Raw genomic sequence first — 21,864 nt, forward strand, 5'->3', positions numbered from 1 at the left:
CATGTGCTTTGAGGTGAGTGCGAAGGGTCCTGTGGCGCGCCCAGACAAGGCGTGCGCCGCGGCCCAGGCTGGCCGCCTGGGCAAGGTGCGCAACGCGGTCTCGGCGCGCCACAGGGCGCTTCCCGGAGGGTTGGCCGTCAGCGGCACGGCGCGGGCGCCGCGCGGCTTGCCTTGGCGCCAGCCACGCCGGCGCCACGCAGCACCCGCGCCGCACCGCTGACGGCCAACGCATCTCATCTCAACGTGCATAACACGCTCTAGCGCGGCGGCTGCGTGCTCGCCCGCCAGGCATCCAGAAACTGGCGGCGTTTGAGCTTGTCCAGGTATACCAGCAGGCCGGGGCCGAGCGGGATCGGGCGGAATGGTGGCTGCGCCGAACCGCCGCGACCGCCGGCGGCCGGCAGGATCGGCATCAGCCGCGCCTCGCGCGACAGCACCTGCTGACCGCGCGGCGAGAGCAGATAGTCGAGAAACCGGCGCGCCTCCGGCGCATGCGGCGCCGTCTTGGGGATCACTGCCGTGCGCAACGCCACCAGCGTGTAGTCCTGCGGCTGCACGATGCCCAGCGGCGCCCCCGCATCGATGCGGGCCTGTGCGTAGGAGCCAAGCACGTTGTAGGCCAACAACAGCTCGCCACGGCTGACGCGGTCGAGCAAGCTGCCGGTGCGCTCTTCCAACACCACCCGGTTGGCCCCCAGCGCAGCGAGCAGCGCACCGGCGATACTGCCCACCTGGCCGTCCTGGGTAGCGAACAGATACCCCACGCCGCTGCGTTCGACATCGTAGGTGCCGACCTTGCCGCGCAGCGGTGCATCGGGCATGCGCAACAACGCCAGCAATTGCCGGCGCGTGCGCGGCACGCGGGCGGCATCCAGCTTGCGCGTGTTGTAGACGATGGCCACCGGCTCGTAACTGATGCCGAACACTTCATGGCGCCATTGCGCCCATGCCGGCAAGGCTTCGGTCTGTGCGGAGCGATGCGTCAACGCGTGGCCGTCGTTCACCAGTTTGGTCTGCAGATCCATGCTGGCGCTGATCAGCATGTCTGCAGCAGGTGCGCCATGGCATGGGTGCAGATAACGGTCATAGATGTCCCAGGCGATCACGTCTTCGTAGATCACCTCGGTGCCCGGATGCAACCGTTGGTAGTCCCGGATGACTGCACCGAACACTTCTAGGTCGGTGGAGCCCTGCACGCGCAGCTGCACACGCACCGGGCCCTGTACGGGAAAGCGACGCACATCGCCTGGCGCCGCGCAGGCGATGCCATGGACCAGCAGCAACACCAGCATCCACATCGGCCGCATCACGCCCCTCCTCCCGGAAAATGCATCGAGGCGATCAAGCCGCCACCGATGCGGTTGGCCAGATCGATGCGCCCGCCATGCGCTTCCACCACGCGCTTGACGATGGCCAACCCCAGACCGGCGCCGCCGACCGGCGCATCCGCCCCACGTACGAAACGCTCGAACACACGCTCGGCTTCGGCTGCCGGAATGCCGGGGCCATGATCGGCAATGGTCAGTACGTGATGGTTGCCGTCGCTGGTGAGCGCCACCTGCAGCGAGGCACCGGCACCGTATTTGCATGCGTTGTCGATCAGGTTTTTCAGCGCCTCGCGTAGCAGCAAGGCATCGCCACGCAGCAGCGCCGATTGCGGGTCGATCGCCAGCTGCACGCGCGGTGCGCCTGGGCTGCGCGGCAGCGCTTCGTGCAAGGCCTGATGCAACACCTCGGCCAGATCCACGGTGGCAAAGCGCTGCAGGTTGGCACGATGGATCACGCTGGCATCGCTGAGCAACTGATTGAGCAACCGGCTCATGTGGCTGGCGTTGCGCTCGATCGCCACCAGGCTGCGTTGCATCTCGCGCGGGTCGTCGTCGTCCATCGCCAGCTGCGCCTGCGCGCGCAAGGCCGCCAGCGGCGTGCGCATCTGGTGCGCGGCCTCGGCCATGAAGGCGCGCAAGGTTTCGTTGCTGGACGAAAGCCGCGCCATGAACCGGTTGAGCGCGGTCACCATCAACTGCATTTCCTGCGGCGCCGGCACGTTCAGCGGCTTGAGGTCGGAGGGCTCGCGCCGCGACAGATCGCCCTCGATGCGCTGCAGCGGCCGCAACGCGCGATAGACGCCCAGCCACACCAGGCCCAGCGCCAGCAGCGACAGCACGCCGATCGCGACCAAGGCGTTGAGCACCACATCGCGCGCCACCGCATCGCGTGCGCGCCGGGTCTGGCCCACCTGTACGCGCACCTCGCCCTGCCCAGACGCCGACGCCACCCGATGCATCACCACCGCAAAGCGCACCGGCTCGCCGCTGTACTGCGCATCGAACAACAGCGGCCGCTCGTCGCGCGGCGCACGCGGCGGCAGCGGCAGCGTGTCTTCGCCAGTGATGGTGCGGCCCTGCGCATCGAACACGCGATAGAACACGCGGTCCTCCGGCGCCATGCCGAGCAGATCCAGCGAGGCGTACGGCAGATCCACCTGCCAGTCGCCGCCGACCAACGCCACGCTGTCGATGATCGACAGGGCCGAGGACACCAGCAGGTGATCGTAGGACCGATTGGCCGCACGCTGACCGTAATCGCGTGCAGCAAAGAACAGCACCACCGCACCCAGCAGCGACAGGCTGCCCAGATACAGCAGCAAGGTGCGCCGGATCGACGGTGCCACCGTCAGCGGCTCAGCCATCGACGCCCGGCTCCATCGGCGCATGCGGGTCGGCTTCCTCGAGTTTGTAACCGGCACCGCGCACGGTGACGATACGCAACGGCGCGGCGGCCAGTTTGCGCCGCAGCCGGCCGACATACAGCTCGATCGCGTTGGGCCCGGCGTCGTCGTCGAAGCCGAACAACCCGTTGCCGATCTCGTCCTTGCCAACCACCTGCCCGAGCCGTCCGATCAGGATTTCGAACAGGCGATATTCGCGATTGGGCAACTCGATCGGCACGCCATCCAGCAGCAGCGTGTGCGCGGCATTGTCGAAGACGAATCCACCGATCTGCACCACCTCGCTGGCCTGGCCCCGATTACGCCGCAGCAATACGCGGCAACGCGCTTCGAACTCCCGGAAGTCGAACGGCTTGCCCAGGTAATCGTCCGCACCGACATCCAACGCCTGCACGCGGTCTTCGATGCCATCGCGCGCGGTCAGCATCAGCACCGGCGTGGCATCGCCCCGCTCGCGCATGCCGGCCAGCACCCGCAGTCCATCGAGTTTGGGCAAACCGATATCCAGCACCACCAGATCGAAGCTCTGATACCGCAACACACTCGCCGCCGCCAACCCATCGGCCTGCCAATCCACCGCATGCCCGCTACGGCGCATGCGCCGCACGATGGCATCGGCGAGGTCGGCATTGTCTTCGACTAGCAGAAGGCGCATCGGGTGGGGAATCGTGAATAGGGAATGGGGAATCGCAACGACGCTGGGCCGCGGCCGGAAGGTAACAGGCCCAGAGAACAAAAGCTTCTACACCTCGGCACCCGCTGTCGCGATCCCGCTGTTGCGATTCCCCATTCCCACGCACTGACAGGTCCATGACAGCTTCGCCGGACTAGGCTGCTGCCAACGCGCCGCGGCGGTTGTGCGGTGCATCGTCAAACGTGATTCACACATGTACCTGGGAGGGTCTGTGAGCAACGACACTTTGCGTTTGCGTGCCTTCGGCGCCTGCGCGGCGATCTGCCTGGCACCGGCGGCACATGCAGCCGACGAGGCCGGCCCGGTCACTGCCGAACTGGGCGGACGCGTGCATTGGGACTTCACCGTGTTCGACAACGACGACCGTGGTGCACGCGAGCACAACGACACCCAGTTCCGCCGCGTGTGGCTGGATGTGTCCGGCAAGTTCTACGGGTTCAATTACAAGGCCGAGGCGGATTTCGCCGGCCTGCAATACGAGGCAGGCAGCCACGGCATCCTGGCGCGCGATGTCTATATCGCCAAGAAGTTTTCGGCCGGTACGTTGACCGTCGGCCAGTTCAAGCAGTACTTCTCGCTCGACGATCGCACCGGCTCCAACTACGGCCCGTTCCTGGAACGCGGCTATGCCTCGACCACGCTGGCACCGATCTACCGCAAGGCCATTTCCTGGCAGACCAATCGCCCGGATGCGACTTGGTCCACGTCTGCCTACAGCCTGGAAAGCATCGATAATTCTTCGACCAAGGGCGGTGCGCTCGGCACGCGCCTGACCTACGCGCCGGAGATGGGCGAGGCACGCCTGCGCCACCTGGGTATCTCGCTGGCGCACGAGCGCTATTCGCATCCGGGCAGTGGTGGCGCTTCGTCGCTGCTGATCCGCCCACGTCCGGAAAACGATCTGGCCAACAATAGCCGCATCACCCTGGCGCGCTTTGCCGATGGGCGCGATACCGATTTCGATAAATGGTCGCTGGAATATGCCGAAGTGCTCGGGCCGTGGTCGTGGCAGAGCGAATTCAGCGGCGGCCTGCTCGACGATGGCGCGCAGCACGCCGAGGTGTTGGCCAGCTATGGGCTGATCAGCTGGTTCGTCACCGGCGAATCGCGCGGGTACGACCGCAAGACCGGCCGCTTCAGCCGCATCGCCACGCCCAACCGCCCCTCCGGTGCGTTCGAGCTGGCATTGCGCTACGACTACATGCGTGGCGACCAGCATCTGGACGGGCAACCTGACTTCATCAATGCCAGCACGCAGTCGTGGACGCTGGGCGGCAACTGGTATTTCAAGCCGAACCTGCGCGTGATGCTCAACGTGATCGATAGCCGCAACCGCAACCGCATCGCCAACGCAGTGGTCGACCACACGCTGGCGGTGACCGGCCGCTTTCAGTACGACTTCTGATGCGCAACTGCATCGTGTCGGCAATCGGAAAGACCGACGTGCGCACGCTATTCGCGCATATCTGCGCAACCCGCCGCTACGTCGGTACGCCCGCGTGCAACGCCGCGCTTGCGCCACCCCGCGTGCGTCCAGCCGCAACCGCGCACCTGCATCGTCGGCGCTGCGCACCTTGCGCAACGCTGAGCTCCACTCTCCCCCTGCTGTACGCCTCAAAGGATTCGCCCGCATGCTGACCGCGCTCGGTTTCGGAATGGTGATCACCTTCATGTACCTGATCATGAGCAAGCGGCTATCGCCGTTGGTGGCTCTGATCACGGTACCGATCGTGTTCGCGTTGCTGGGCGGCTTCGGCACCGGCATCAACGAGATGATGCTCGAAGGCATCAAGAAGATCGCGCCCACCGGCGTGATGCTGATGTTCGCCATCCTGTATTTCGGGGTGATGATCGATGCCGGGCTGTTCGACCCTCTGGTCGGCCGCATCCTGCGCCTGGTCAAGGGCGACCCGCTGAAGATCGTGATGGGCACGGCGATCCTGGCGATGCTGATCTCGCTCGACGGCGACGGTTCCACCACCTACATGATCACCGTCTCGGCCATGTTGCCGCTGTACCAGCGCCTGGGCATGAACGCGCTCAACCTCACCTGCGTCACCATCCTTGCCAGCGGCGTGATGAACCTGACTCCGTGGGGCGGCCCCACCGCGCGTGCGGCCACCGCGCTGCATGTGGAACCGGGCGATGTGTTCGTGCCGCTGGTGCCGGCCATGCTGCTGGCGATCGCCGGCATCCTTGCGCTGGCGTGGTATCTGGGCATGCGCGAACGCCGCCGCCTGGGCGTGGTGCGCCTGCCGGCGGACGGCAACTGGCTGGACACCAGCATCCCCGAAGACAACGACGCCCTGCCGCGCGTGGAAGACACCGAGGACATGAAGCGGCCCAAGCTGCTGTGGGTGAATCTGCTGTTGACGTTGGTCTTGATGGGCGCGCTGGTGAAGGGCGTGCTGCCGATGCCGGTGCTGTTCATGATCGGCTTCGCGCTGGCGCTGATGATCAACTACCCCAATCTGGCCGAACAGCGCCGCCGCCTGGTCAACCACGCCGGCAACGTGCTGTCGGTGGTGTCGCTGATTTTCGCTGCCGGCATCTTCACCGGCATCCTGTCCAACACCGGCATGGTCGAAGCGATGTCGCGCAGTTTTCTGGCCGTCATTCCCGATAGCTGGGGTCCGTACCTGGCGGTGATCACCGCCATCGTCAGCATGCCGTTTACGTTCTTCATGTCCAACGACGCGTTCTATTTCGGCGTGCTGCCGATCCTGTCGGAAGCCGCAGGCCATTACGGCATCACCCCGGTGGAAATGGCCCGCGCTTCGCTCGCCGGCCAGCCGGTGCACCTGCTCAGCCCCCTGGTGCCATCGACCTATCTTTTGGTCGGGTTGGCCAAGGTCGACTTCGCCGACCATCAACGCTTCACGCTCAAGTGGGCGGTGTTGATTTCGCTGTTGATGCTGGGCGGCGGGTTGTTGTTTGGTCTCTTTCCACTCGCGCGTTGACTGCCGCCGGGAATGGGGAATCGGGAGTGGGGAATCGGTAGGGCGGCGCTATGCAGTCGTTTCGATTCCTGACTTCCAAATACGAAAACAGATACCGAAAAGCGGCTCTTGTCTCTACCGATTCCCCAGTCCCGATTCCCCATTCCCAACTCCGAAGGAGTTAAACACCAATGACTCTCCGCATCGCATACGTCACCAGTGGCATGGGTAGTGTCGGTACCGCGATCTGCCAGAAGCTGGCACGCAGCGGGCATACCGTGGTTGCCGGTTGCGGGCCTAATTCGCCACGCAAGGCGTCGTGGTTGCGCGAGCAGCGCGAGTTGGGCTTCGATTTCGTGGCATCCGAAGGCAATGCCGCCGATTGGGAGTCCACCGTGGCTGCGTTCGCCAAGGTCAAGGCCGAAGTCGGCGAGATCGATGTGCTGGTCAACAATGCCGGCGGCAGCCGCGACACCTTGTTCCGGCAGATGACGCGCGACGACTGGAATGCGGTGATCGCCAGCAACCTGCATTCGCTGTTCAACATCACCAAGCAGGTGGTCGACGGCATGACCTCGCGCGGCTGGGGGCGCATCGTCAACATCGGCTCGGTCAGCGCACACAAGGGCCAGATCGGGCAGATCAATTTCGCCACTGCCAAGGCGGCAATGCATGGCTTCAGTCGCGCGTTGGCGCAAGAGGTCGCCTCGCGCGGGATCACCGTCAACACCATCTCGCCCGGCTATATCGCCAGCGCCTCGATCAGCAGCTTTTCACCGGATGTGCTCGATCGCCTGGCCACCTCGGTGCCGGTGCGCCGGCTCGGCAAACCGGCCGAAGTTGCCGGACTGTGCGCCTGGCTCGCCTCCGATGAGGCCGCCTATGTCACCGGTGCCGATTACGCGGTGAATGGCGGGCTCTACATGGGCTAAGCGAGCGCACAACCGACGGCCGTTGCGCTGTACGCACAACACGCTCTCGCCGCGCACCTCTGCATGTCCCGCTGCCCACCTGCCCCGCACGTCCGCCGCCCGATCTGCGGGAGCGCCCACCAGGCCAGCAGATCCGTGTGCGTGTGCGCCCCGCCCGCGTGCACAAGCAGCCGCCACCGTGCGGACGACCCGCCTCTAGTGCGAACTGATTACACTCTGGCTTTTCCGCAGCGCGCTGCCATGGCCAAACCTTCAGACCGCACAACGCCCACTGCCCGTCCGCAGATGGCCGACATCGCGCGCATGGCGGGCGTGTCCGAATCCACTGTGTCGCGTGCCCTGGCCGGCAGCCCGGTCGTGGCCGAACGCACCCGCGCCTACATCAAGCAGATTGCGGCCGATGCCGGCTACCAGGTCGACCCGGTGGCACGCAGCCTGCGCGCCAAACGCTCCAACACCGTGAGCGTGGCAGTGCCGATGATGCATGCGCTGGATCAGCCGCTCTCGGACCCGTTCCTGATGACCATGCTGGCGCTGCTGGCCGAAGAGCTCACCGGACGCGGTTACAGCATGCTGCTCTCCAAACTGGACCGGCATCAGGATGGCTGGGTGGAACAACTTGCGCGCGGCAGCCGCTCCGACGGCGTCATCGTGCTGGGGCAAAGTTCCGAACACGCCGCGCTGGATGCAGCCGCACGCGACGGCCTGCCGATGGCGGTCTGGGGCAGCCGCATCGATGGGCAGTCGTACATCAGCGTGGGCAGCGACAATTTCCAGGGCGGCGTACTCGCCACCGAACATCTCATCGCCAGCGGCCGCCAACGCATCGCCTTCTTGGGCGATGACCAATTACCAGAGGTGGCGCCGCGATTTGCCGGCTATCGCCACACGCTGGAACGGCACGGGCTGGAATTCGATACGCGGCTGCACGCGCGCAGCCATTTCGTCAGCGAAGATGCTTACCGCCTCACCCGCGCGATGCTCAAGAAAACCGACCCACCCGATGGCTTGTTCGCCGCTTCCGATGTGATCGCCGTGGGCGCAATCCGCGCCCTGGTCGAGGCCGGCCACCGCGTGCCGCAAGACATCTCGCTGGTGGGCTTCGACGATATCCCGCTAGCTGCCTATAGCCAACCGCCGTTGACCACCGTGCAGCAGGATCTGGGCTTGGCAGCGCGGCTGTTGGTCGATCGGCTGCTGGCGTTGATTGCAGGCGAGCAAGTGCAATCGGTTGAAATGCCGGTGAAGCTGGTGGTGCGCGAGTCGGCGTGAGGCCGGGAATCGGGAATCGGGAATCGGGAATCGCAAGAGCGTGCTTGACCGCGAGCCGAGCGCAACTGCGCGTGGTCGCTAGGGCATCGAACGGCGGCCGTTATGCAGCAACGCAGGCGGGGTGACTACGCCGCCACCGCCTTCGGCTTACGCAAGCGCACGCACAGCATCGCCGCTGCCGCTGCCAGCATCAGCGCGCCGGCCAGGCGGACCACGTTGCGCGGGTCGCCGTGCAGCACATGCTCGTAATACAGCGGCAAGGTGACGATCTGGATCAGCATCGGCAGCACGATGAACAGGTTGAACAAGCCCATGTACACACCGGTGCGCTCGGGCGGGATGCTGTCGGCCAGCATCAGATACGGGTTGCCCATCATGCTGGCCCAAGCCAGGCCAATGCCGATCATCGGCAGCAACATCAGCCAGCGATTTTCGATGCCAGGCAGTAGCCACATGCCGATACCGGCGGCGACCAGGCAGGCCGCATGCGTGTACTTGGGACCGAAGCGACGCACCACCGGCACCATCGCGAACGCCGCCAGAAACGCGACGAAATTGTAAAACCCGCCAATCTGCCCATTGACCAGGCCGGCCTCGCGGAAACCATGCGAGGTGGGGTCGGTGGTGCCGAACAACGTGGTCGACAGCGACAGCACGATGTATTGCCAGTAGCAAAAGATCGCGTACCACTGAAACAGCATGACCGGCGCCAACTGGCGCATGGTGGGCGGCATCTCGCGCAGCGCGCTGCCGATTTCGCGCACGGTCGCCCCCAGCCCGGCGCCGCTCTGGCGGATGCGTGCGATCTCTGCCGGCGCGATCGCCGGTTCGCGCACGCTGCGTGCCGTGAGCAGGATCGAGCCCGCTGAAAAGCCCGCGCCGATCACGAACGCAGCGATGGTGACGTAAGGGATGTGGTGTGCGTTGGCAGCGTCCTGGTTCATGCCCATCCCCACCAGCAACGGCGGCGTGAGATAGGCCAGCGTCTGCGCAAGGCCGGTAAATGCGCTCTGGGTGAGATACCCCAGCGGTCGCTGGGGCGGCGTCAGTACGTCGCTCACCAGCGCACGGTAAGGCTCCATTGCCACGTTGTTGGCCGCATCCAGCACCCACAGCAGGCACACCGCCATCCACAGCGCGGTACTGAATGGCATCGCCAGCAAGCACAGGCTGCACACCAACGCCCCCAGCACCATGTACGGCATGCGCCGGCCCCACCGCGTCACCGAGCGGTCGCTCCAGGCCCCTACGAACGGCTGCAGCACCAGGCCGGTGATCGGCCCGGCCAGCCACAGGTACGGCAGGTTGGCGTGGTCGGCGCCCAGATAGTTGTAGATCGGACTCATGTTGCTCTGCTGCAGCCCGAAGCTGTATTGCACGCCAAAAAAACCGGCGTTGAGCGCCAGGATGCGCGCGAAGGAGAGCGGAGGAACGGTCGACGACATGCAAAGCCCTGGGCATCGGTGCGGCTCCCAGCGGCCGCAGCGCACTGTACCTTGCCGCCTTTGCAATCGATTGTAACGCTGCGTCGCAGCACGTTTTCCTGCCCGGAATAAGGCAGATTTAACTTGGAATTTATGTTGCGCCGCAAGATTGCAATCGATTGTATTGCGGCGTATTACTGCGCTCGCACTGCAGGCCACATGGCCGCTCCCTGGGAGGGGACGATGCAGGCGTCGGCACACCACCATCTGTGAGAGAGAGAATCGCAATGTCCACCTTGCACACCATGCGCCTGCACGCCCTGGCCTGCGCGGTCGTGTCCTGCCTGTGCGCGCCCGCTGCGCTGGCCCAGGACACCGCCGCTGCTGCGCCGGCCACGCCGCCGGCTGCCGACAGCGCCGCGGTCAATCTGGATTCGGTGTTCGTCACCGGTACGTCCACCGCCACCACCAAACTCAAATCCAGCGTCTCGGTCAGCACCGTCGGTGCCGAGGCCATCGAACAATCGGCGCCGCGCAGCACCGCAGAAATCTTCCGCAATATCCCCGGCATCCGCTCCGAATCCAGCGGCGGCGAAGGCAATGCCAACATCGCCGTGCGTGGGTTGCCGGTGGCCTCCGGCGGCGCGAAATTCCTGCAGCTGCAGGAAGACGGCCTGCCAGTGATGGAGTTCGGCGATATCGCCTTCGGCAACTCGGACATCTTCCTGCGTTCGGATTTCACCCTGGACCGCATCGAAGCCATCCGCGGCGGTTCGGCGTCGACCTTCACCAGCAACGCGCCCGGCGGCATCATCAACTTCATCAGCAAGACCGGCGACACCGCCGGCGGCAGCGTCGGCGGCAGCCGCGGCCTGGACTACGACAACACCCGCATCGATTTCAATTACGGCGCACCGTTCGCCGAGCAGTGGCAGTTCAACATCGGCGGTTTCTTCCGACAGGGCGATGGGGTGCGCGATGCCGGTTACACCACCGACAAGGGTGGCCAACTCAAGGCCAACCTCACCCGCCTGTTCGACAATGGCTATGTGCGCGTGTATGGCAAATACCTCAACGACCGCGCCGCCGGCTACCTGCCGGTGCCCACCTCGGTGCGCGGCCGCGATGGCTCGCCAGACCTGGGCGGCTTTCCCGGTTTCGATCCCGGCAACGACACCTTGTACAGCCGCAACTTCCGCACCGACGTGGGCCTGGACGGCAACAACCAGCCGCGCCGCACCGATCTGGGCGACGGCATGCACCCCATCTCGCGCACCATCGGTGCCGAGGCCTGGTTCGACCTGGGCAATGGCTGGAACCTGAGCGAGAAGTTCCGCGTCGCCGACAACAGCGGCCGCTTCGTCAGCCCGTTCCCGGTCGAAGTCACCGACGCCGCGTCGCTGGCCGCGTCCATCGGCGGTGCCGGTGCGCAGCTGGTGCAGGCCAGCGGCCCCGACGCCGGCCAGGCCTATACCGGTAACGCAATCCGCACCCACCTGTTCAACGTGGCCATCAACGACCTGGGCAACGTCACCAACGACCTCAGCGTCTCGCGCGAGTTCGGCGGCGACGGGCGTACGCTGAACCTGCGCATGGGCTATTACAGCTCGCGCCAGACCATCGACATGGACTGGACCTGGAATTCCTACGTGCAGAGCCTGGGCCGCAATTCGCGCTTGCTCAACGTGGTGGACGCGGCCGGCGTCTCACACTCGCAGAACGGCCTGTACGCATACGGCACGCCGTTCTGGGGCGACTGCTGCGTCACCCGCAGCTACGATGTGCGTTACGACGTCAACGCGCCCTACGTTGCGCTGACCTTCGACAGCGGCAAGTTCAGCATCGATGGCAGCCTGCGCTACGACATGGGCGATGCGCGCGGCAGCTACAACGGCACCGCCATCGCACAGAACCTGGACGTCAACGGCGATGGCGTGATCCAACCGGTGGAACAGCGCGTGGCCACGGTGGACACCGCCAATTCGCGGCCGGTGGACTACGATTGGAATTACCTGTCGTACTCGCTGGGCGGCAACTATCTGATCACCGACGACCTGGGCGCGTTTGCGCGCATCAGCCGCGGCGCACGCGCCAACGCAGACCGGTTGTTGTTCGGCGTCGTGCGCGACGACGGCTCGGTGTCTTCCGAGGAAGGCGTCAATGTGGTGCGCCAGGCCGAAGCCGGCCTGAAGTGGCGCCGCGACGGGCTGAGCCTGTTCGCCACCGCGTTCTCTGCGCGTACCCAGGAGCAGAACTTCGAAATCACCAGCCAGCGCTTCTTCAATCGCAGCTATGAAGCGCACGGCGTGGAACTGGAAGCCAGCTACCGCTATGAAGGGTTTACCCTCAACGGCGGCCTGACCTGGACCGATGCAGAAATCTCGCGCGATCAGATCACCCCGGAAAATGCCGGCAACGTGCCGCGCCGCCAGGCCGATGTGGTGTGGCAGCTCACGCCCAGCTACCGCGGCGACAACTACCAGTTCGGCGTGAACCTGATCGGCACTACCGACGCCTATACGCAGGACGCCAATCAGTTGAAGATGCCCGGCTACACGCAGGTGAACCTGTTCGGCGACTACCGCGTCACCGATGCGCTCACCGTGGCGCTCAACGTCAACAACCTGTTCAACACCTTCGGCCTGACCGAAGCCGAAGAGGCGACCATCCCGGCCAATGGCATCATTCGCGCGCGTTCGATTGCCGGCCGTACCACCAGCATCAGCCTGCGTTACGACTTTTAAGGACCCCGCGCCGGGTCCTGCCCGGCGGCTTCCAATGAGCACCTGCCCGATCGATTCCCCCGCACTGCGCGCGGCTTTTGCCGCGCCGCTGGACCCGCAACACGCCGAGGTGCTGTTGTCGCGCTACGACCAGCACGCGTCGCGTTTGCTGGATGCCTTGCATGCGCTCTACGGCCAGCGTGCCGACTATGCGTCGTGGTTGGCGCAATGGCTGGGCGAGGTGGGCGACATTGCCCGGCAACGTCCGCAAGTCTTGCAAACGCTAGACAGCACGCGGCACGCCGGCTGGTTCGGCCAACAGCACATGCTCGGCTACAGCGCCTACGCAGACCGCTTTGCCGGCACGCTGCAAGGCGTGGCCGAGCGCGTGCCGTATCTGCAGGAACTGGGCGTGCGCTACCTGCACCTGCTGCCATTCCTGCGCGCACGCGCCGGCGACAACGACGGCGGCTTTGCGGTCAGCGATTACGGCCAGGTGGAACCCAGCCTGGGCAGCAATGACGACTTGGTCGCGCTTACCAGCCGCCTGCGCAAAGCCGGCATCAGCCTGTGCGCTGACTTCGTGCTCAATCACACCGCCGACGATCACGCCTGGGCACAGGCGGCCCGCGCCGGCGATGCACGTTATCTCGACTACTACCATCACTTTGCCGACCGCACCCTGCCCGACCGGTACGAAGCCACGCTGGGGCAGGTGTTTCCGCATACAGCGCCCGGCAACTTCACCTGGGTGGACGACACCGCGCAGTGGATGTGGACCACGTTCTATCCGTATCAATGGGATTTGAACTGGAGCAACCCGGCCGTGTTCGGCGACATGGCCCTGGCGATGCTGCGGCTGGCCAACCTGGGCGTGGAAGCATTCCGCCTGGATTCCACGGCCTATCTGTGGAAACGCATCGGCACCGATTGCATGAATCAACCCGAGGCGCACACCCTGCTGGTGGCGCTGCGCGCGGTCACCGATATCGTGGCGCCGGCGGTGGTGATGAAGGCCGAAGCCATCGTGCCGATGACGCAACTGCCGCCGTACTTCGGCAGCGGCGTGGATGAGGGCCACGAATGTCATCTGGCCTACCACAGCACGCTGATGGCAGCCGGCTGGTCGGCACTGGCGTTGCAACGCGGCGACATCCTGCACAACGTGATCGCGCACAGCCCACCATTGCCGCGCCACTGTGCATGGTTGAGCTATGTGCGTTGCCATGACGATATCGGCTGGAATGTGCTGCAGCACGAAGCCTGCGGCAATGCCGCGCAACCGCCGTTTTCGCTCCGCGATGTGGCGCGCTTCTATGCCAACGCGGTACCGGGCAGTTACGCACGCGGCGAGAGTTTCCAGAGCAGCGGCGACGGCGTGCATGGCACCAACGGCATGGCTGCTGCACTTGCGGGCATCCAGGCCGCGCAGGAGGCAGGCGATGCGGCGGCGTTGGCGGTTGCAGTGGACCGGCTGGTGTTGCTGTATGCCATTGCGCTTGCCATGCCGGGCGTTCCGCTGATCTACATGGGCGACGAATTGGCGATGGTCAATGACCCCGGCTATCGCGATGACCCGCACCGCCAGCATGAAGGCCGTTGGCTGCATCGGCCGGCGATGGATTGGCAGCTTGCCGCGCAGCGTCACGATGCCAAGAGCCTGAGTGGCACGGTGTACCGACGCTTGCGTGGATTGATCCGGCAACGTGCCGCGTTAGGCGCGTTGGCAGCAGATCAAGCACTGGCAAGCATTGCGCTGAATGATCCTCGCGTGTTCGCGCTGACGCGTGGCGACAGTTTCATCGCCTTGCATAACTTCAGCGACCAGCCGCTCGACGTGGAGCTTGCAGCGATCGGCGTCGATGGATGGACGCTGCTTGCCATCGATGACGCGATTGGTGGAGCCGCCGCAAGGGGCGATGGATCGATCGTGCTTCCGCCTTACGGCGTGCGTTGGCTGCAGCGTGGGACTGAGCATGCGCCTGAATGAGCGTGAGTAGTGATGTGCCGCGCGTTTAGTGAGCCGCACCTTCGTCTGCGCCCCGCTCCGCGTACCCACTTAGCTAGTGCAAGCACAGCATGGCCCGCGCACCAGGAGCGCGCGGGCCATGCCTTGAGTCCCGAAGGGAACGGGGCTTTTTCAAGACCCGTCGATTGCAAAGATCAGCGCTTTGCCAGCGCCAGCAGCGTTTCTGCGGTTTTCTCCGAAGACGCCGGGTTCTGACCGGTGACCAGGGTGCCGTCGGTGACCACGTAAACGCTCCAATCGGCGCCCTTCTCGTATTTGCCGCCGAGTTCGGTCAGCACGTCTTCGACCAGGAACGGCACGATCTTGGTCAGGCCCACGCCCTCTTCTTCGCTATTGGTGAAGCCGGTGACGCGGCGGCCATTGATCAGCGGCGTGCCGTCGCTGCCCTTGACCCGACGCAGCGCGCCTGGTGCGTGGCACACAAGACCGTGCGGCTTGTCGGCCTCGGCAAACGCTTCGATCAGCGCGATCGAATCGGCGTCTTCGGCCAGATCCCAGAGCGGACCGTGGCCGCCCGGGTAGAACAGCACATCGAAGTCCTCGGCCTTGACGTCGGCCAGACGGTGCGTGCTTGCCAGGGCTTGTTACGCCTCGGGATCCTGCTTGAAGCGCTTGGTGGCGTCGGTTTGTGCGTCGGGCTCGTCGCTCTTGGGATCCAGCGGCGGCTGGCCACCCTTGGGCGAAACCAGGGTGATGTCCGCGCCTGCATCCTTGAACACGTAATACGGCGCGGCGAATTCTTCCAGCCAAAACCCGGTTTTCTTGCCGGTGTCGCCGAGCTGGTCGTGGGACGTCAGCACCATCAAAACTTTCATCGCATCGCCTCATGTCATGGCCCAACTGGGCAAGGCGGCCAGTGTGCAGTTCAGCCCGTTGCAGCCTCGTGTAGAGCGCGTGGTACCCGCTGCATGTTCATAGATGTAGCGATTGCGTCCAACAGACCAATGCGGCCGACAGGAGCGCGGGGCGGGGCTCGGAACGCCGCATGTGCACTTGATCGACACCGGGCTCCTGCGCGCCATCCACGCCCACCCAACAATTTCTCGCCAGCTGTGTTAGCAACTGTCGAGCGCCGCGATGCGCCGCAACTTCAGCGAACGCCTTGCCTCACACATTCATTGCCGGCGGCTGCAGCTGATCCATGCGGATGCGGTTGGCGAACAACGAGAACGCCAACATGCCAGCCAGCCCGCTGACACGGCTCACCCACGGCGGCAGCCAACGTGGGGCGACCAGTACGCCGCTTTCGAACAACGGCGCAAAGCGCGCTACATCGCCCAACGCCATCTTGCCGGCGAACAGGCAACGGCACAGCTGCAGCTGGTCGCGCTGCAACGAATGGCGGAAGAAAGTGTGCACCGCGACCAACCCACGCAGATACACGGTGTCCTTGGTGAATGCCCCACCGCCACTGGTGGGCACGCCACGGAACACGCGCTGGGCCGACGAAAAACTTTCTGCAGCGCTCTGGCCGCCTGCGGTGAAATAGCGAAATACCTCGATGAAATCCGCACCCGAGCGCGCCATCGCAATCGCTTCGATGCGCAGACTGATGCGCTTCATGCGTTCGATATCGATGCTGCCGGTGATCTGCTCGGCAAACGTGGCCAAGCCTTCCTGCGTTGCAGTCGTGCGCGGGGAAGAAATGCCCAGGCTGGGCAAATGCACCTGCGCGCGCCCGTTGAGCGCCGTCAGCGAATGCACCAGCGCCTCGTGATGGAACAGCTGCGCGCGGTCGTAATCGCTGAACGTGGCACCGGTACGCAAGCGAATGCGATGCGCGCCGGCAGCCGCCTTGGCGAGCAGATCCGGATCGAGCGTGACGGTGATGATGCGCCCCTCGAAAAACCCATCCAGATCGTTCTGCAACTGCATGCGCAACGCCGTCGCCGAGACCGGTACTTGCTCTTCCGGCGCCATCAGCTCGCGATCCAGTTCCTGCGCGATCTGGATGAAATGCTGCGCCGCTTCGCGGGTGCTCGGCCCGTTGCCCGGCATCGGGTCCTCCGGCACGCCGAACAATTGCGCCGAGTAATCGCTCACCGCCGCGGTGCCCAACGACTCCAGCAACCCTGCGGCAAGACTCCAGCTATGCGCCGAATCGATGAGGTATTCGCCCAGCGGATGATGCGGGTCGGCGTCCTTGGCGATGGCGGCCAGTTCGCGCCGTGTATCGCCGAAATCCAGCGTTGGATACTCGACCTGCGGCAATTCCGGCTGCCCGCGCGCCACGCTCTGCAGAAACGGCTCCTGCAGCGAGCGCGGCCAGCTGGCCAAGGCCAGCAGACGCACACCGCGCACGGCCTTGACCAGGCGCGCATCCAATGCCGCGTGATGGACGATGTCCGGCGGCCGCTTGCGCGATGGCATCAGCGCCGTCCGGGACGATCGACGCTGGCCGGCCGCTTGCCCGAGCCCTTGCCGCGATTGTTCTGCGCAACACGGGTGGCCAGCTTTTCGGCCGCGCTGGCCACTTCCATGCGCAGCTTCATGTAGTTGGCAACGCGCTCCGGGTCCAGCTCGCCGGCGTCGATCGCCGCACGCACCGCACAGCCCGGCTCGGCGATGTGCGCGCAATCGTTGAAGCGGCACTGCGCCGCCAGCGCCTCCACGTCCGAAAAACCACCTTCGGCCAGATCCTCTTCGCCGGTCGGCTTGAGCTCGCGCATGCCGGGCGTGTCGATCAGACACGCCCCGGACGGCAACGGAATCAACGCACGGTGCGTGGTGGTATGCCGGCCGCGCGAATCGTTTTCGCGCACGGCATTGGTCTTCATCTTCTGCGTGCCGAGCAGCGTATTGGTCAGGGTCGATTTGCCCGCACCGGACGAGCCCACCAGCACCGCGGTGCGGCCATCGCCCAGCCACGGCCGCAACGCGGCCACGCTATCCGGATCCTTGGCATTGACCGCGCGCAACGGAATGTTCTGCGCCTCCAGCTCTTCCAGCACCGCCAACGCGTCTTCGGCGTATTCGGTCTGATCGGCCTTGGTCAGCACCACCACCGGTTGCGCACCGCCACCGCCCACCAGCAACAGATAGCGCTCGATGCGACGCGGGTTGAAGTCCGCATCCAGCCCACACACGATGAACACCGTATCGATATTGGCCGCGATCACCTGCTGGTGGTAATGCTCGCCGGCCGCTCCGCGCTTGATCGAGGTGCGCCGCGGCAGCAGCGCCACGATGCGCTTGCCCTCCATCAACACCCAATCGCCCACCGCCGCCCGCTCATGGCTGGGAAAGCGCGGCCGCTGCCACTCCGGCAACGACTCGGCCTTGACGCTGGCCTCCGGCGTATCGGCCACCACATAACCGGTGCGATGCTGCTCCACCACCCGCGCCGGCAGCGCCTGCGGATGCGCAGCGAAGACCGCCTGCCAGGCCGCTTCTTCAGGCGGCCCCAGCCAGGGCCAGCCGATGGATTGGAGGGTGGGGTAATCGGGGGATGTGTCGCTCATGGGGCGATTCTAGCTGGCTGGCCACAGCGGCTTGTGCAAGCGTGTGCTGACCGGAGCGTGACGCCCCCTTGACATCGTTGCCGATGCAAGCATGTCCGCTTGTCATATTTCCGATACCATGCCAAGTCTCACGCCTACAACCGGCCCGTCGCATGTCCATTGCCCCGCAAAAGCCGCTCGCGATCCGTGAGCGTCTGTCCGAAGTCCGCTACGAAATCCGGGGCGAATTGGCACGGCGAGCGCGGGAGCTGGAGGCGCAGGGCCGCAAGCTGATCAAGCTCAATATCGGTAACCCGGGTGCGTTCGGCTTCCGTGCGCCGGAGCATCTGCAGCGCGCCATCGCCGACGACATGGGCCGCACCGATCCGTACACCCATCAGCAAGGCCTGCCGGAAGCGCGCGAGGCGATCGCCACCGCATATGCGCGGCGCCAACATCCGGATGCGCATCCGGACCGCATCTTCGTCGGCAACGGCGTCAGCGAACTGATCGATCTGTCGCTGCGTGCGCTGCTCAATCCCGGCGACGAAGTGCTGGTGCCCTCGCCCGACTATCCGCTGTGGTCGGCCGCGACCATCCTCAACGATGGTCGTCCCGTGTATTACCGCTGCGCACCGGAGAACGGCTTCCAGCCGGACCCAGTGGAGATCGAGACGCTTGTGTCCTCGCGCACCCGCGCCATCGTGCTGATCAATCCGAACAATCCCAGCGGCGCCAGTTATTCGCGCGAACTGCTGGAGCGCATCGTGGCGATCGCCACCAAGCACAATCTGCTCTTGATGGTCGATGAGATCTACGACCAGGTGCTGTACGACGACGCGGCCTTCGTGCCGGTCGCGCCGCTGGCCGGCGCGCACCCGTGCATCACTTTCAGCGGCCTGAGCAAGGTGCATCGCGCCTGCGGTTGGCGCGTGGGCTGGGCACTGCTGTCAGGCGACCAAGCGCGTATCAACGACTTGCGCAATGCGATGGACCTGCTCGGCGCCTTGCGCCTGTGCGCCAATGTGCCAGGCCAGTACGCCATCGATGCGGCCGTGAACGGGCCGGACACCATCTCGGCATTGTGCGCACCCGGCGGACGGCTGTACGAAACCCGCCGCGCGGTGATCGAGGCCTGCGCGTCCAGCGAGCATCTGTCGCTGGTGGCACCGGCCGGTGCGCTGTACGCGTTCCCGGCGGTGGTGGGCGCGGCGGCGCGCAACTTCGACGATCATGAATTCGCACTCGATCTGATGAACGAGGAAGGCGTGCTGGTGGTTCCCGGCTCCAGCTTCAACGTGCCGTATCGCCATCATTTCCGCGTGACATTGATGCCGGAAGCCGGTGTGATGCGCGATGTGTTCGCGCGCATTGACCGTGCACTGGCACGCCGCGCCGAAGCGGTCACCAAGGTGGTTCCACTCAAGCCACGCAGCGTGGCCTGATGGCGGCGCCTGGCGCGCCGCTGCGCTATCTGGCGCTCGGCGATTCGTACACCATCGGCGAAGGCGTTGCGCCTGCCCAGCGTTGGCCATCGCAACTGGTCGATGGTTTACGGGCATACGGTTGGAACGTGGCGCCGCCGCAGATCATCGCCACCACCGGCTGGACCACCGACGAGTTGCAGGCCGGGATCGACGCGGCTGCACCGCAGGCGCCGTTCGAACTGGTGAGCTTGCTGATCGGCGTCAACAACCAGTACCGCGGGCGCTCGCTGGACGCGTACCGCAGCCAGTTCGATGCGTTGTTGCAGCGCGCGATCGGGTTCGCCGGCGGGCTTGCGGCACGCGTGTTCGTGCTGTCGATTCCCGATTGGGGGCTGACTCCGTTTGCGCATGCGCAAGGCGGCGATGCGGCACTGATCGGCGCACAGATCGATGCCTTCAACAACGTGGCCGCCGAACGCTGCGCCGCGCGCTCGGTGCGCTTTGTCGACATCACCGCCACCAGCCGCGATGGCGGCGACGCTGCCGACATGCTGGTCGACGATGGCCTGCATCCCTCCGGCGCCATGTATGCGCGCTGGACCGCATTGGCACTGCCAGCAGCGCGCGATGCGATAGCGGCTGCCAACGCGATCGGGATGGAGCATGCCACGCGTGGGCGGCCCCCATCGCGTTAGCAGGCCCCAAGCTCGCCGCGCACCAAGCCTCATTGCCAAGGAACGACATTGCACAGCACCGCCACCCAACCCATGAGCCGCGCGCAGGCGCTGGCGATCGCGCGCGCGTTTTTGCCGCCGCATCCGTTGGGCAATCGCTACGACTATTACTACACCCAGGCCAGGCTGCGCACCGATCCGCTGTATCCGGGCGTGCTGGCCGAGTTGCGCAGCACCACCGCGCCCGTGCTGGATCTGGGCTGCGGGCTGGGCCTGCTCGCGCATGCATTGCGTGCCGATGGCCAGGCACTGGCGTATCACGGGGTGGATGTGGATGCGTCCAAGATTCGCCGCGCGCAACACATCGCGCAGCGCTCGGCATTGGGCAATACGCAGTTTGCCGTGGTCGATCTGAGCGTGGCCTGGCCGCAGCACCGCGGCAGCGTGACCATTCTGGACGTGCTGCAGTATCTGCAGGCCGACATGCAGGCCAGCCTGCTGCGCAGCGTGGCGCAGATGCTGACGCCGGGCGCGAAGCTGGTGATCCGCAGCGCATTGGGCGATGCCAGCAGCCGTGGCCGCACCAGCCGCGTGACCGACGTGCTGGCGCATCTGAGCGGCTGGATGCAGCGCATGCCGCGCAGCTATCCCACCCGCGACAGCCTGCAAGCGCAGCTGGACGCTGCTGGTCTGCGCGCGACATTTGCGCCGTTGTACGGCAACACGCCATTCAACAACTGGTTGATCGTGGCCGAGCCGCGCTGAGGCCGTGCACAACATGCCTGGCTCGCTTTAGAACGGCTGATGAGACGTAACGCGCGGTCGCCGGACGGATGTGGACGGCACGCAGAAACCGGGGTGTACGCGTAGCGAAGCCGCACCGGGCACCGGCCGCGCAGCCGTTTTGACAGCCGCTGTTGACGCCATGCGGATGATCCCGGGCCACGTTTTCAAGGGGTGGTGCCCCACGCCCCAGAGAGTCCGCTGGTTGCCTTGTTGAAAACCATGTACACCGACCATCTGGACTGGTCCTTGCCCGCCTACCGTCGCGGGACCTTACGCGGCATGGATGCCGCGTAAGCGCCTACAGGGACGTACTTGCGGCGTGTCCCGCGACGGTGGGCGGACAAGGGCCCTGCAGCCAAGCAGCAGATATACCGCTCTACCGCTGATCTATCGCACCTTACAAGCCCCAATACACAACGCAGCAAACAATCAAGACTTAGAGCGATGGCGTCGTTTAGGCGCGATCAGCAGCTTGAATCAAAAGCTCGGTGGGTCGAGGGCGCGATGCCCTCACCACTTCCGGGACACGCCGTGAATCCATCGATGGAGGCTCCTTGGCGGCATCCATGCCGCCAAGGGTCCCGGAACCGGTAAGGACATCACGCCTCCAAAGTTGGTCGTGCGCTGATGCAACCGCAAAACCGAGATGATCTATGCGAGGTGACTTAAGGAAGCTCTGAACAACGCACCACAGATACGCGACACTACCCGCCTCATCATGTAGAGGATCATCTATGCAGCTGACGTTCGGTGACGCTGAGGGCCTGGGCAAGCGCAAGCAGACCCGGCGCGA

General features: G+C 65.2%; 15 protein-coding genes and 1 pseudogene. 9 read left to right on the forward strand and 7 right to left on the reverse strand.

The annotated features are described in order from the left end of the window. Positions 1-257: 257 nt before the first annotated feature. Genes F7R02_RS12550 through F7R02_RS12560 form a run of 3 tightly spaced genes read right to left on the reverse strand, consistent with a single transcriptional unit; the run spans position 258 to position 3,386 of the window. Positions 258-1,307 (reverse strand): ABC transporter substrate-binding protein, encoded by a 1,050-nt coding sequence (locus F7R02_RS12550; protein WP_078588677.1) that lies wholly within the window; start codon positions 1,305-1,307, stop codon positions 258-260. Beyond that, the gene (locus F7R02_RS12555) at positions 1,307-2,692 is read right to left on the reverse strand and encodes a sensor histidine kinase (protein ID WP_078588675.1); all 1,386 of its coding nucleotides are present in this window, start codon (positions 2,690-2,692) and stop codon (positions 1,307-1,309) included. The genes F7R02_RS12550 and F7R02_RS12555 overlap by 1 nt, the downstream gene beginning before the upstream one ends. Further along, on the reverse strand, positions 2,685-3,386 hold the full coding sequence (locus tag F7R02_RS12560) for a response regulator transcription factor (protein ID WP_003483413.1): 702 nt from the start codon (positions 3,384-3,386) through the stop codon (positions 2,685-2,687). Before F7R02_RS12560 ends, F7R02_RS12555 begins: the two co-directional genes overlap by 8 nt. Positions 3,387-3,636: 250 nt before the next feature. On the opposite strand from F7R02_RS12560, the gene F7R02_RS12565 reads away from it, so the two are divergent. From F7R02_RS12565 to F7R02_RS12585, 4 genes are all read left to right on the forward strand, one after another. Continuing rightward, complete coding sequence (locus tag F7R02_RS12565) at positions 3,637-4,830, forward strand: OprO/OprP family phosphate-selective porin (RefSeq protein WP_078588674.1); 1,194 nt, start codon at positions 3,637-3,639, stop codon at positions 4,828-4,830. Positions 4,831-5,056: 226 nt separating this feature from the next. Then, positions 5,057-6,385, forward strand: coding sequence for a CitMHS family transporter (locus tag F7R02_RS12575; protein WP_003483418.1), 1,329 nt, complete (start codon positions 5,057-5,059; stop codon positions 6,383-6,385). Positions 6,386-6,555: 170 nt separating this feature from the next. Next, entirely contained in the window at positions 6,556-7,296 is a 741-nt protein-coding gene (gene phbB, locus F7R02_RS12580) for an acetoacetyl-CoA reductase (RefSeq protein ID WP_078588672.1), read from the forward strand. A 240-nt stretch (positions 7,297-7,536) separates the two neighbouring features. Then, positions 7,537-8,568 (forward strand): LacI family DNA-binding transcriptional regulator, encoded by a 1,032-nt coding sequence (locus tag F7R02_RS12585; protein WP_033485075.1) that lies wholly within the window; start codon positions 7,537-7,539, stop codon positions 8,566-8,568. Positions 8,569-8,693: 125 nt separating this feature from the next. Here the strand turns inward: F7R02_RS12585 and F7R02_RS12590 are convergent, their stop codons facing one another. Further along, positions 8,694-10,013: an MFS transporter gene (locus tag F7R02_RS12590; protein ID WP_011052309.1), complete on the reverse strand. Its 1,320-nt coding sequence runs from the start codon at positions 10,011-10,013 to the stop codon at positions 8,694-8,696. A 266-nt stretch (positions 10,014-10,279) separates the two neighbouring features. Here F7R02_RS12590 and F7R02_RS12595 point away from each other — a divergent pair, with 266 nt between their 5' ends. Together F7R02_RS12595 and F7R02_RS12600 are read left to right on the forward strand one after the other, a co-directional pair. Next, a complete protein-coding gene (locus tag F7R02_RS12595) occupies positions 10,280-12,736 on the forward strand; it encodes a TonB-dependent receptor (protein WP_167521024.1) in 2,457 nt (818 codons plus the stop codon). A 34-nt stretch (positions 12,737-12,770) separates the two neighbouring features. Then, entirely contained in the window at positions 12,771-14,705 is a 1,935-nt protein-coding gene (locus tag F7R02_RS12600; protein WP_078568413.1) for an amylosucrase, read from the forward strand. A 173-nt stretch (positions 14,706-14,878) separates the two neighbouring features. Here F7R02_RS12600 and F7R02_RS12605 read toward each other — a convergent pair. The 3 genes and pseudogenes from F7R02_RS12605 to rsgA all read right to left on the reverse strand — a co-directional run bounded on the left by F7R02_RS12605 (position 14,879) and on the right by rsgA (position 18,205). Continuing rightward, positions 14,879-15,559: pseudogene (locus F7R02_RS12605) on the reverse strand (type 1 glutamine amidotransferase domain-containing protein). 292 nt (positions 15,560-15,851) lie between these two features. Next, positions 15,852-17,114 (reverse strand): flavohemoglobin expression-modulating QEGLA motif protein, encoded by a 1,263-nt coding sequence (locus tag F7R02_RS12610; RefSeq protein WP_003483433.1) that lies wholly within the window; start codon positions 17,112-17,114, stop codon positions 15,852-15,854. Then, a complete protein-coding gene (rsgA, locus tag F7R02_RS12615; RefSeq protein WP_003483435.1) occupies positions 17,114-18,205 on the reverse strand; it encodes a ribosome small subunit-dependent GTPase A in 1,092 nt (363 codons plus the stop codon). The genes F7R02_RS12610 and rsgA overlap by 1 nt, the downstream gene beginning before the upstream one ends. A 152-nt stretch (positions 18,206-18,357) precedes the next feature. Between rsgA and F7R02_RS12620 the strand changes: the two genes are divergently transcribed. The 3 genes from F7R02_RS12620 (at position 18,358) to F7R02_RS12630 (ending at position 21,050) form a co-directional block, all read left to right on the forward strand. Then, positions 18,358-19,629, forward strand: coding sequence for a pyridoxal phosphate-dependent aminotransferase (locus tag F7R02_RS12620; RefSeq protein WP_033485084.1), 1,272 nt, complete (start codon positions 18,358-18,360; stop codon positions 19,627-19,629). After that, positions 19,629-20,306 carry an SGNH/GDSL hydrolase family protein gene (locus F7R02_RS12625; RefSeq protein WP_033485085.1) on the forward strand — a complete coding sequence of 226 codons (678 nt, stop codon included), beginning with the start codon at positions 19,629-19,631 and terminating at the stop codon, positions 20,304-20,306. Before F7R02_RS12620 ends, F7R02_RS12625 begins: the two co-directional genes overlap by 1 nt. A 72-nt stretch (positions 20,307-20,378) precedes the next feature. Further along, positions 20,379-21,050, forward strand: coding sequence for a methyltransferase (locus F7R02_RS12630; RefSeq protein WP_078588668.1), 672 nt, complete (start codon positions 20,379-20,381; stop codon positions 21,048-21,050). Positions 21,051-21,864: the final 814 nt, after the last annotated feature.

This window comes from Xanthomonas cissicola, from assembly GCF_008801575.1.
GTDB classification, from domain to species: Bacteria; Pseudomonadota; Gammaproteobacteria; order Xanthomonadales; family Xanthomonadaceae; genus Xanthomonas; species Xanthomonas cissicola.

Bases quoted from the DNA above. Each gene is read 5' to 3' on its own strand.
- F7R02_RS12600 (WP_078568413.1), top strand. From the start codon at position 12,771: ATGAGCACCTGCCCGATCGATTCCCCCGCACTGCGCGCGGCTTTTGCC.
- F7R02_RS12555 (WP_078588675.1), bottom strand. From the start codon at position 2,692: ATGGCTGAGCCGCTGACGGTGGCACCGTCGATCCGGCGCACCTTGCTG.
- F7R02_RS12560 (WP_003483413.1), bottom strand. From the start codon at position 3,386: ATGCGCCTTCTGCTAGTCGAAGACAATGCCGACCTCGCCGATGCCATC.
- F7R02_RS12610 (WP_003483433.1), bottom strand. From the start codon at position 17,114: ATGCCATCGCGCAAGCGGCCGCCGGACATCGTCCATCACGCGGCATTG.
- phbB (WP_078588672.1), top strand. From the start codon at position 6,556: ATGACTCTCCGCATCGCATACGTCACCAGTGGCATGGGTAGTGTCGGT.
- F7R02_RS12590 (WP_011052309.1), bottom strand. From the start codon at position 10,013: ATGTCGTCGACCGTTCCTCCGCTCTCCTTCGCGCGCATCCTGGCGCTC.
- F7R02_RS12595 (WP_167521024.1), top strand. From the start codon at position 10,280: ATGTCCACCTTGCACACCATGCGCCTGCACGCCCTGGCCTGCGCGGTC.
- F7R02_RS12630 (WP_078588668.1), top strand. From the start codon at position 20,379: ATGAGCCGCGCGCAGGCGCTGGCGATCGCGCGCGCGTTTTTGCCGCCG.
- F7R02_RS12550 (WP_078588677.1), bottom strand. From the start codon at position 1,307: ATGCGGCCGATGTGGATGCTGGTGTTGCTGCTGGTCCATGGCATCGCC.
- F7R02_RS12625 (WP_033485085.1), top strand. From the start codon at position 19,629: ATGGCGGCGCCTGGCGCGCCGCTGCGCTATCTGGCGCTCGGCGATTCG.
- F7R02_RS12620 (WP_033485084.1), top strand. From the start codon at position 18,358: ATGTCCATTGCCCCGCAAAAGCCGCTCGCGATCCGTGAGCGTCTGTCC.
- F7R02_RS12585 (WP_033485075.1), top strand. From the start codon at position 7,537: ATGGCCAAACCTTCAGACCGCACAACGCCCACTGCCCGTCCGCAGATG.
- rsgA (WP_003483435.1), bottom strand. From the start codon at position 18,205: ATGAGCGACACATCCCCCGATTACCCCACCCTCCAATCCATCGGCTGG.
- F7R02_RS12575 (WP_003483418.1), top strand. From the start codon at position 5,057: ATGCTGACCGCGCTCGGTTTCGGAATGGTGATCACCTTCATGTACCTG.